The 13,008-nt window shown below is 41.7% G+C and carries 3 protein-coding genes; 2 read left to right on the forward strand and 1 reads right to left on the reverse strand.

From position 1 onward, the window contains the following. Positions 1-406 precede the first annotated feature (406 nt). Positions 407-9,673, reverse strand: coding sequence for an SDR family NAD(P)-dependent oxidoreductase (locus A1OE_RS03960; RefSeq protein WP_044283307.1), 9,267 nt, complete (start codon positions 9,671-9,673; stop codon positions 407-409). Between the two features lie 708 nt (positions 9,674-10,381). Between A1OE_RS03960 and gloB the strand changes: the two genes are divergently transcribed. Next, complete coding sequence (gloB, locus tag A1OE_RS03965; protein ID WP_015089168.1) at positions 10,382-11,158, forward strand: hydroxyacylglutathione hydrolase; 777 nt, start codon at positions 10,382-10,384, stop codon at positions 11,156-11,158. A gap of 794 nt (positions 11,159-11,952) precedes the next feature. Continuing rightward, positions 11,953-12,813 (forward strand): pseudouridine synthase, encoded by an 861-nt coding sequence (locus A1OE_RS03970; protein ID WP_015089170.1) that lies wholly within the window; start codon positions 11,953-11,955, stop codon positions 12,811-12,813. The last annotated feature ends 195 nt before the right edge of the window (positions 12,814-13,008 follow it).

Raw genomic sequence — 13,008 nt, forward strand, 5'->3', positions numbered from 1 at the left:
TGCTACAAATGGCATATATCTAATACATCATCTGATGTAAAGAGTAAAATTAAAAAACGCACCTAGCTTCCAAAAAACATCCGATATAAAAACATAGCACAAAGCACTATCCTTACAAAATAGCAACTGCTAACAGCAGTGAATCAACGACAAAAGATATAACTATATCTGCATTAGTTTTTACAACAAAAAGAAGAATAAACTAACGGCAGTACATACAAATCTTATTGTATAATATTATGTTATATTTGTTTATGGATTTTACAGAACATTGTTTATTCCATTCAAAAATATACAGTGAATCAAGAAGCATAGAAAAATTCTTTTGCGTAAATCCAATAAAAAGTAAAATCTTCTCACCCTTATCATGTAGGGTACGATAATTAAAGACAGATGTTAATAATTATTAATTTTTCTTAACATCTTTATGCGTTGTATAACGCGAAGTATCTAGATCAAGGCCAATCGCACTAGACACTCCTCGTTTTCTAGAAAATGATGAAGCACTATCGGGCCAACATCGACGAAGATCAAATCTAGTAGTGGGCAGATGCACCTTTCTAGCATCAGTACCAGCAAAAGCGTAATTCCAGTCAATGCGATCCCCCGCAAGAAATCCTCTCGCGCAATTATGCCAAGATGTAGACCCTGATACTGTATTACCCGCAGACAAATCACGTAATAATCTGATTAAATCAACGATTTTTTCAACTACGAAAGCTGCACGATAGCGCATTGTTTTTCTTCCAAGCGCTAAAGTTACAGCAAGATCACCAAGTGAAACCATGTAACCAGTGCCCTCTAACCAATCAGCAAGTTGCAAACGATAAGCTTGCAGCGAAAATTGTGTGGCTGCTGACAATACCACTGAAACTGCTCCATGCTGCCAAGATGTTACAGGAGTACTCTCCCATTCTTCTACCACCACATGAGCATTAGTACCGCCAAACCCAAAAGAACTAACCCCAGCCCGTCGCGGTATACCATTTAATGCTAGCCAAGGTTCAGCTTTGGTAATCGCCCGAAAACGTCCGCTCACCAAAGAAGTAATCAACGGATTAGGTTGATTTATATTTAAAATTGGCGGAAATATCCGATGTTTTAAAGCTAAAACTAATTTGGCAAGCCCAGCGACACCAGCTGCTGGTAAAGAATGACCAATAATAGATTTCACCGAAGTAACAGGCCATCCACCTTGAGGGGCCTTGGAACTATCAAACGCTAATTCTAGAGACTCCATCTCGATAGGATCTCCTAGTTTAGTACCAGTACCGTGAAGTTCAATTAGCCCAATCGAAGAGGGATCAATATTACTTTTAGAATAAATTCGCTTCAACAAAGCTACCTGAGCTGACCCATTAGGAGCGGTAATACCATTGCTTGCACCGTCCTGATTAATATCAGAAGCACGAATAATGGCTCTAATCGGATCGCCATCACGCACTGCATCAGCTAAACGGCGAAGCACAAATACTCCAACGCCTTCACTTGGAACTAATCCATCAGCATAAGCATCAAGAGTATGGCAACGACCGGTTGGAGACAACATCCCAGCACTAGCAGCGGCAATATAAAATCTTGGGGTATTCATTACAGCAACCCCGCCAGCCAATGCCATCTCGCATCCTCCGGCACGCAAGCTTTCAACAGCCTGATGTACAGCAACCAAAGAAGAAGAACAAGCTGTATCAATCGATAGAGTAGGACCATTAAGATCTAAGTGATAGGCTATACGAGAAGCAGTCATTGAGGCAGTATTGCCTATAAATGCCTGAATATCCTCAATGATTCCTGATGCACGCAAATATTCCGCATAATCACCAGTAACTGTACCAATAAATACACCAGTCAAAGACCTAGCAAGACTATCACCGGTACGCCCAGCATCCTCCAGTGCTCGCCAAGCCTCTTCTAATAGCAAGCGCTGTTGCGGATCCATAAGAGTTGCCTCAGTAGGTGACACACCAAAAAATATGGGATCAAACAAATCTACATCAGAAAGAAAACCACCATTTGGACAATCAGTATAGCCAGCAGGAGCAGGGCTAGATGCTAAAATAGATGCATGGTTCCAACGCGATATTGGCACTGGTATTACTTGATCATTACTTTCTTTTAAGTTCATCCAAAATGCATCAAGATCAGCGGAGCCTGGAAAACGACCAGACATGCCAATAATAGCAACGGCAAATTCATCTTTAGGGGTTGAAACAAGACGTGGCGATAAAGTTGGCAACGATGCTGATTTAATCGATACACGCTGCAAATCAGCAGGAAAAACTTCTGCTAAATAAGAAGCAAGAGCTTCAACAGTCGTATAAGAAAATAAAATTGTAGGCTTTAGCTCAATACCTAGCTTATCATTAAGTGAGGTAATCAAGTCAACACTAAGAATAGAATCTGCACCAAAATCAGCGAACGCCCGATTCGGATGAATCTCGTGGCGTGGTAACTCAAGAGCATCGATCAAAGCTTCGGTAATTAAACTCTCCGCTGCATCTATCAAACCAGCAACAGCATCTAAATCTATAGCTGGTGAATTTCTCCCTTTTTCAGCTCGGTTAGCATCAAGCTTACGTACCAGCGGATTACTTGACTGGCTTAGACTTACTAAGTCAACAGAATCTATTGTAGGCTGCTTCTTGTTGCTAGGAGCTTGTGCAATAAGCACCCCATGACGACTACCATCAAGAACAGTGATATCTTCAAAACCAGCTTCTGTAATAGCCTTACGCCAAAGATTCACGTCAAGCAAAGGCGAGTGAGGTAAACGCATATCATTAGCCACCCACCAACCATCCAACAAACCAAAAGTTACCGTTACAAAGTCATGAAGCGCCATCATCTCATAAAGCACTAGGGTTCCACCAGCAGTTAACAATTTCTTCGCATGAGATAAACTGTCAGCAATAGAAGGAGTAGCATGAATCACATTGGCCCCAACAACCACGTTAAAAACGCCGCACAGTGATTTCTCTGGCTCACGAGAAATGTCAAGCAAACCTGTCTTAAACCAAGGCCTTCCGGGTCCAAACCTGGTATCAGCTACCCGACAAAATCCTAAAGATAGATCGGTAAAACGGTAACAAGAAACCCCTCCAATAGCATCTAATTTACGAACAAGTGCCGATGTTAAACTACCGGTTCCAGCACCAAATTCTAACACATTACTAACACCACGCTCAGCCACTCTTTGCTTAATCAATGAGGATACACAAGCTTCTGCCGTCCAGTCGTTAAAAGTATCAACCATCAGATTTCCTGCATACATAGGCGAGACAAAATCCAGTCCACCACCAGGAAACAATACATCTGTAGCTAATTTATCGTCGCGAAGAACATCATCATAATTGGCTAGGCAAGCTGCAAGCAAATCAACATGAGCGCGATAAGCTGAATTTCTAGCAATCAGCTCATCTTGCTGAGCAAGAATTTGTGCAGTTTCAGGAATCAGCTTATTCACCTTAAACCCAGTAGGGCATACAGCTAAAAACCCATCGCGTACTAACATGTCAATCAAAGCACTAACAAGCCTACTGTGCCGAGCAGCAGGTTTAATCATATTCTCTAAATCACTCAACAAGACATGAGTACCTAATTCACCCAAAACACCACGATCAGCCAACCAGCGTGCAATACTAGATCGAGCAATGTAATCAAGTAGATTGTACTCCTCACTTGCCTGAGTTAAGTTAGTTTCAGATTTTATCTCAGATTCTTGAACTCCTAAACGCTCCATAGTTTCCTGAGTAGCTTTTAACACAAGGACTTGTCCTGCAGCATTTTTGGTTGGTGCGGATAACGCTCGGTCGATAGCATCCAAGCCTTCTTCGGTTGTTAGTGGGTTGACTCCGGATCTTTGTAGACGCTGGCGATACTCAGAAGTAGCCACTCGGCCAACATCTCCCCAAAAACCCCAGTTTATTAAACGCACGGGCCATCCTTCTTCAGAAAGCCTGCGACCAATGGCATCCTTAGCAAGACATCCTGCAACATAATTGGCTTGTCCTGGCATAGCAGCAAAAGAATTAGCCGAAGAAAATAATGCTAGTACATCTAATGGATCGTTACGCACGGCTTCAGCGAGAGACAGCGTCCCCGAGGCCTTTATAGAAAAAGCACGAATGAACGCCTCGTCATCCATGCGTTCCAAAGCTCGATCATCCATAACAATAGCTGAGTGAACGGCTGCATGTATAGGACCAAATACTTTCCGACCTAGATCTAAAACTTCGGTTATAGCTACAGCATTACTCCCATCCGCAGAAAAGTAAACTGCAGCCCCACCAACAGATTCAATCTGCTCTATCAACGCGCGGATTTCCGAAGTCTCCGCAGAACGTCCAACTAAAGTAAATCGAGAATGCACCCGCTTTGCTAAGCTTTTTGCTAAAGCTGATCCAATACCACCAGCTCCGCCAAGGATTACCACATGCCCACCTTCACGCCAAACCGGATTTACTGGCACTTCAAGGGGTGTTCTCTCCAAACGAGCAACCAAACGACCAGTGTCAGTGAGACGTATTTCACGACCTATCGAATCACCAGGATCACTTAATGCCCCATTTAGTAATGCATCCGACGGTTGATCGGGAACCTCGATGCATGCAACTGACCAGCTAGGTACCTCTTTAGCTGCAACTCTAATTAGCCCAAATATAGCAGCAACAGATGGATGGTTTGCTCCACAAGCTATTAAACGTACGGTCAATGGATTAAGCAAACAAGTAGATTTTAAAACACGAAGCAAGCTAAGCATGCTAAGAGGTGGTGTCGTTCCATCACCCTGTGGGCCGACAACAATAACCAATGCACTACCTTGCATCACTAACTGAGCTAATACTTCGGGCGTTTCCTTACTGAGTAAACGTTTATCATAAGCCGAGAAACGAGCAGACAACAAACCAGCTAATTGTTCGCCTCCAGGCCCAACTACTAGCAATACTCGTTCAGGTAATGAGGTAGCAGGAACAGAAACTGCTCGCCAAATCGGCTTGAATGCCCAATCGCCAATGTCTGTAACCGGAGCCATTAATGCACGCTTGTTGGCACGTCCGCTCGCATCACGAGCCACAAGGCCAGAAATTGAAGCTAATACGTTACCATTCGAGGTGATGATTGATGCATCAAAGCGCTCTGTACGATCTCCTCTTGCACCTGCAATTACACGGCGACGTTGGGCAAATATCTGAGTAGCTTCTTGCCAGAAATCCGCAGCATTAGGCGCTAAATCAATACATTCCACGCTAAAAGGCACCAACGTGCGTGATTGACCCCTTTTTGGCGGCAAAGTCATTCCGGCGGCAACCTGCAAAGCAGCATCTAGGAGTGGAGGAGGTAACGGCCAATCAATATATCTATCACGAATCACAGAAGTATTCACTGTAGCTACAACAAAGTCATGATCCATTCGCACTACATCAATCAAACGATAATTGCCTCTATATTCAAGTCCAGTATCCAGAAGTCGATCGTAAAATTCCTTACCATCCAGAACACTACCACCTTGAGGTATGCTAGGAGAAACCAATAAGTCAGAAGGCGCAAAGTAACCCTTACAAGCTACACCTTTGCAGGTTTCCAAGATAAATACATCTTCAGTAATAGAAATTTTAAAATCTAATCCAGAACCCTCGCTCACTAACGGCCGCAACCAAACAACATTACGAACCCCAAAAGCTAGTTTGCCATAGATACGTAAAGCAGCTAGAACTGATGCGACACCTGGCATAGTAGGCAAACCGCGAACCCGATGTTGGTCAATCAGCGGATCATCCGCAGCAATATGCAGGGACTTACTCAAAGCGAGATCTCCTAATCGGGAAGAAATTACTGAATCTTCTACTGAAGAAGAAACTGGCAGTACCGGACCTTTGTCCGGGATTATAATCGGTCGAGTAGCTCCTTCCACCCAGTAAGATTCACCAGCAAATGGATAACCTGGCAATGCCACTCGTCGACGCCCTAATCCAAGCATTTTTATAATCTCACCAGGTTTAATTGTAGGCGCAGAAGATGGCAACAAGGAGCGCAATTGAGCAACCGCATCAAGTATATCATCTACATTAATTACACAGCAATGATCGAATACTACTCGACCGATTGCAAGTGTATAAGATATATCCGCTAATAGAGCTCGTCCATCGGGCTCATTCACAGCCATTGCCGCAATTCGATCAGCCAAGCGTAAAGCAATCGCCGATAATCGATCAGAATCTCTTGCACTTAACAATAACGGAATTAAACCAGCAGGTGCAGCAGATCTAGTAGGTGGTTTCGGTGCCTGCTCAATGACCAAATGAGCATTTGCTCCACCAGCTCCAAATGAGCTAATTCCTCCACGTCGAGGTTGTATCTTACCAGCAACATCAAATCGACATGGCCAAGAGCGTAGTGTAGTCGCAACTTCTAGCTTTTGACCAGTAAAATCAATACGTTTACTTAGATTTTCCGCGCCTAAACTAGGAACAACTTCCCCTGCTTCAATTTCCATAATTAGCTTGCTTAACCCAGCAATACCAGCAGCAGATTCTAGATGACCAATGTTACCCTTAACCGATCCAATTAAAATCTTTTCGTGCCTATCCTTCAGCGCATCTGCTAAAGCATTGACCTCGATAGGATCGCCAAGATCAGTACCAGTTCCATGACATTCAACATGAGCAATGCTAGCAGGATCAATCCTAGCCTGAGCCATGGCCGCCTGAATCACACGACGCTGAGCGTTTGGATTAGGCACAGTGTAACCCGAAGTGCGTCCACCAGCGTCAATTGCAGAGCCCAGAATTATCGACCGGATAGTATCACCGTCGGCAAGAGCACGATCAAGTGGCTTCAACACCATTGCACCAATGCCCTCTCCCTGTATTGTGCCATCAGCTCCCTCAGCAAATGGACGACACAGATTACTTGGTGAAAGCATCCCGATACGGGCTAATTCCAAGGATTGTAGGGGATGTAGGATGAGATTCACACCGCCCACAACAACCACACCACAGTCACCTTGTGTCAAAGCCGCACACGCTAAATGTACCGCAGTAAGTGAAGCAGAACAAGCAGTATCAACTGCCATGCTAACACCGGTTAAGTCAAGATGATAACTTAAACGATTAGCTATAGACCAATGACCATTCTGCACCACTTTTCCAGAAGCAGTAGCAGGTAATCCGACTAGCCTATACGGCTGATTCATCGCGCCAACAATAACACCAACATCGCCAACAGCACCATTTCCAGCAGAACGCTTTAGCTCCGCAGGAGTGTAACCGGCATCTTCAATGGCTTGCCAAGCAACTTCAAGAAATAGCCGATGCTGCGGATCCATTAGCTTAGCTTCTTTCGGCGTAATCCCAAAAAACATCGAATCAAAACGATCAACATCAGTTATAAACCCGCCCTTGCGCACAGTAGTACGATCGGGACGAGAAGGATCAGTAAAATCTTCAACTCGCCAACGTTCAGGTGGAACGTCGTGCAATGAACACACTCCTTGCCGCAAATTTTTCCAATATTGCTCAAGATTAGGAGCATCCGGATATCTACCGGCCATACCAATAATCGCAATAGAGCGCTGAACTGAAATATCTTTATTTTTTGGTGTTGCAGCAAAGACTGCTGAATCCTTTATCGGATGCGTAGCAACATTAACCTTAGTCAGTGCTGCTATTTCATCTGGAAAAGTATCTAATAAGTATTTACACAGGCTAGCAATGCTTTCCTGTTCAAATAAAATGGTATCACGAAGATCTGGGAACTTTTCCTTCAGACGATTGGTAATCCCAACAGTCAAAAGCGAATCCAAAGCAAAAGAGGCTAATGGAGCTGTCGAATCAATACTAGTACTCTGCACACCCAAAGCCTCGCCCACCAGCTCACGAATTAGATTATCAATCATATCAACTGACGATCGCTCAGATTCTTTGGTTACCTCACCCAGGTTCAACGATGCATACGTCTGACCGTCTCTCCAAGCAAGTCCAGTAGGCGCTGGCATCAACCCAACAAGCTCAGTCCAGTGACGCTGTGCATTAAACGGATAACCTGGTAGTCTAACCCGCTGCCCCTCTTCCGGAATAATCTTCGAAACGTTACTGGGTTTTCCGTCAATCCAAGTTGCCAGATTTTCTGGCAGATTACCGGAAGAGTCACGCCCACGGAGCCAATCAATAGCTTCTTCTCTCGTCGTCACTACCGCCGCTCTTCTTACGGGCAGTGATGCGCGACCAACCAATAATGTAAGAGAGACGTCATCCAGTCTAAGCAAAGGATCATATTCTAGAGCATCAGCTATTCGCTGGCCAAGCATTTCTAATTGATCAGGATTCATTGCTGATAAAGCCAATGCCACACCAACCTGTTTTATAGCTGGGCGTACTAGACGTATTGGGGCTTCTTCCAATACTACGTGTACATTGGTGCCACCAAAACCAAACGAGCTTACCCCAGCAACTCGTTTTTTTTCCTGTGCCAGCCAAGGCTCAGCCGAGACAGCAACGCGAAATGGGGTATCCCCAAACGGAATATTACGGTTTGGGCTTTGAAAACCTGCTAATGGTGGTAATTTAGCATTTTCCAATGCTAGAATAGCCTTAATTAGTCCGGCAATGCCACTTGCAGCATTCAGATGTCCGATAGATGCCTTGGCTGAACCAATCACTATACTTCCCACTGGCAATCCAGTAAAAATGCGTGATAACGCTTTAATTTCTATGGGATCACCCAATTTCGTGCCAGTAGCGTGTGCTTCAATCAGCCCTATATCTGCAGGTTTACAACCAGCAACTGCTAGGGCCTCGCCAACTGCCAATGCTTGACCATTTACACTAGGCGCTAAATAATCAGCTTTAATTGCCCCATCATTATTTGACGCGGATCCACGAATTACAGCACGAATTGGATCACCGTCAGCAAGCGCACGATCAAGTGGCTTAAGAACCACAAGTCCAGCGCCATTACCGGGCACTGTACCATTAGCACGCTCATCAAACACTCGGCAATGTCCAGTTGGAGATAACATCAAACCAGGTACATGACGATAAGCTCCCTGGGGAAATGCTATCGACGCGCCTCCGGCTATAGCCATATCACACTGCCCACTAATTAATGCTTCACATGCCATATGAACAGCGAGCAAAGCGCTGGAACAAGCTGACTGCACTACCATTGCTGGTCCCAACAACCCAAGTTTGTGTGCAATTCGTGTGGCAGCATAATCCTTTTCCTGAGCGGTAAGATCAAAAACTGCATCTTCTGGCAATCCTTTTTCCGCCGGGAAGTAACTAGACTGGGCTAGACCAATAAATGTTCCAACAAGTAAATCCGAAGTTTGTGGACCGTATCCAGCTTCCTCCATAGCATTCCAAGCCAGCTCCAGCAAAATCCGCTGCTGCGGATCTAGTCGAGCAGCTCGTCGCGGTGGAATCGCAAATAATTCAGAATCAAAGCGATCCACATCTTGTAGAACACCAAATACCTTGATCGTCGCTGGATCAAGCGCATCGGCAGAACCAAGACCAAATTCTCTAATAATTTCATCCGGAAGAGCAATTAAGCGGGAGCGACCATTGACGATATCTTGCCAATACTCCCCTGCATTAATCGCTCCAGGAAAACGACAATCAAGCCCGATCACCGCGATAGCGGTTTCACTTGTGATCTGGTTGCTATTCGACATGCCGATCCTCAGCTCCATATAAAATAAAGAATTAACAGTTTATGTTTGATAGTTCCTAAACAATAAATTACTTAATTAAAACTAAATTTCAACGAGACTTTGGTTCTCAAAAAGTTAAGTATATTATGAAGTTAATCTCAAAAAGTAAGTTAATGGATAATGGAGTTAATCTCAAACTCAAAAAAAAAGTTGAGATTCTAATTGGAGATAATTCCAAAAAATTTAAGCTGGAAGGCAAGAAAAAATGTATTTTACCGCAGAACTAGTTGATTCGCCAATGGTAAAGCCAAGCCTTCATTAAAATTTAGTCCCTTACTCTCATAAATTATTTTGGAGCAATAAACGATGTTGTCAACCAAAATAGTTTAAAAACTTAATATTAATCTGCATTTGTTCCGAATATGCTTGTTATTGAAGCAATCTCTCTTTTGTTATTAGTAGGCATGCTGAGCTAATAAAACTCCTTAATGAATCATCGTAGACTATAAAATTTGGTACAAATAAGCACTATGATGCTTGGTTGAATTGTTGTAGGAGTAGTCTGCGACCAGTCGTTCGCAAAGTCTTTAAAGTTATTTGAAAACTATTGAAAAATGTGTGTATATGTTGTATTTGTACTAAATAAAGGCGATTACTTATCATCAATTTTACAGCTACAAATTGCTGTAATCACTGCCAAAGCCAAAGGATTGCAAAATCACCATAAAAATGCAAGTTTTTCCTCTCGAAATTGTTGTTTTGCCAACGCTTTTAGACAATTATTGCTATCTGCTGCATGATAAATTGTCTGGCTCTACTGCTGTAGTAGATCCAGGAGAAGCAGTTGCTGTTGAAGTTGCTTTGGCTAAACGTCAGTGGAAGCTAACTCACATTCTAAACACACACCATCATCCGGACCATATCAATGGAAATTTAATTCTAAAAAAAAATTATAATGCTATTTTGATAGGACCTAAGGCAGAAATTAATCGGATTCCAAATCTTGATATTACCTTAGTCGAAGGTAGCACATATAATTTCGCTGGACACATCGTTTCTATTTTAGACACACCTGGCCACACTAGTGGTCATATTTCGCTGTATTTAGCAGATAGCCAGGTTTTGTTTACTGGTGACACATTATTTTCGCTTGGTTGTGGGAAGATGTTTGAAGGTACAGCAGCACAGTTTTTAGATTCCCTGCTCAAGTTAAGCAAACTGCCGGATTCAACCAAAATTTATTGCGGACACGAATATACATCTTCTAATGCTCGTTTTGCCCTTTCGATAGATTATAATAATGCCGCTTTAAAAAAGCGAAGCAAGGAAGTGCATGAATTGTTAGCTAAAAATCAACCGACAGTGCCTTCTGTTCTCAATCTAGAAAAAGCTACCAACCCTTTTCTGCGTGTCAAGGAACCGACGATCGCCTTAGCTCTTGATAGACCAGGCGCCGATCCAGTTGAAATTTTTGCCGATCTACGCAAACGCAAGGATAATTTTTAAAAATTAGTAAAATAAGGCTTTAAGTAAAATAAGGTTTTATTTGATTTATAATAAATCTTTGTCTTGAAGCGTATGAGTAATCTTATTTTTATTCACTGAAATGTCAATGATTACTATAACAAGATCGATGTCAGATTCTTGCATTATTAAATATAATATAGATTTCTATCTAAATGAACGACTGCAGTGGATACAACAATCGAAATATTTTAAATATGTAAAAAATTGCAGATTGATTGTTAATTTATAGATTACATATTTCATTAGCATTATATCAGGTAAATAATTTATACTATTGCATCAAAGGTCGTGTAAGATACCGATCACTAATGAAATAAACAATCGATAATACTATATGCTATTTTTATGCAAAAGTTAAATGACTGTGTTGAAGTAACAAGCTAATGTTCTTAGAATTGCTGATATGGTTTGTTATAAGCAAATTGGATTATTCTATAATTAACTAATTGATATACCAAACAAATTCTTCTTACATAGTTTAGATAATGCTAATTACAAAATTACTAGTTAAGCCTCAATTTAAATCAACAAATAAAAATAACGTAAACTGTTGCGGGGTATATGCTACATACTTTTGAGTTGAGCGCTCAAAAATACTACTTTAACTTGTATAGGGTTCTTTTTAAAAGAAAGTGTACCCCTAATAATACATAACCAAATAGCTGCTGTTTATTATGAATCTTCATAATAAAATTAATTCGCAGTGAATTTCTATAAAATTCTACCCAATATAATTTCTAAAACATTATTCTGTAGAGAATGAAGTGTTTTGCATGAAAATAACCGGCAAACTTGTTAGTAATCAGTTTAATCTTCATCTTAATCAAACTAAAAAACTTACTCCGATAACAATCAAACCTTCGGCGATATTACTTGACGAGCAAAGCAGCTTAGAAAGAATCGCTCGTCGAATAGCTAGGGCTGGACTATGTTCACGCCGCGAAGCTGAAAATTGGATAGTGAATGGTCGCATTAAGCTGAATGGTAAAATATTAAAAACACCAGCAATCACTGTTACCAAAAACGCAAAAATTATGGTTGACGGTAAGCCACTGCCGAAGATTAAGCAAACGCGTGTATGGCTTTATCACAAAGTTCGAGGAACGGTAACAACTGCCCATGATCCGGAAGGTAGAAAAACTGTATTGGATACAATGCCAAGAGATATGCAGCGAGCCATTACTGTGGGTCGCCTTGACATAAATAGTGAGGGTTTGTTACTATTAACTAATAACGGTTCACTTGCCCACTATTTAGCACTACCATCAACTGGTTTGACTCGAACCTATCGAGCACGAGTATTTGGTAGGATTAATAGTAATGCTTTAGCTAAACTAAAGCATGGAATTTCTATTGACGGTTTTACCTACGGACCTATTAATGTCAATATTGACCGTATATTAAACCATAATTCTTGGTTAACAATTAAGATTAAGGAAGGAAAAAACCGAGAAATCCGACGCGTAATGAAATATTTAGGACTACATGTCAACCGACTGCTAAGAACATCATACGGGCCGTTTCAACTTGGAAATATCCCACCTGAGCACACGAAGGAGATAAACACCAAACTTTTAAATAGCTTGCTTGCTTTTAGTTATAAGCAAAGCAGTAATGATTCTACTGTGAGCTGAGCTCAATTACATCAAATCGACATCTTCACGGTTAAAATTTAATGTTTAACCGTGAAGTAACTTAATACATACAATATTTCTTGACTATTTTTTACTGCTGGCTCATGCAACTAAAACTCTAAAAAATTTTAGCAATCACACTCTATTATACAAAAAAAAATAGCACTTTTTAAATTTTGTTAAAAAAATTGTTAA

Source organism: Candidatus Endolissoclinum faulkneri L2 (assembly GCF_000319385.1).
In the GTDB taxonomy this organism is placed as follows: Bacteria; Pseudomonadota; Alphaproteobacteria; order Thalassobaculales; family Thalassobaculaceae; genus Thalassobaculum; species Thalassobaculum faulkneri.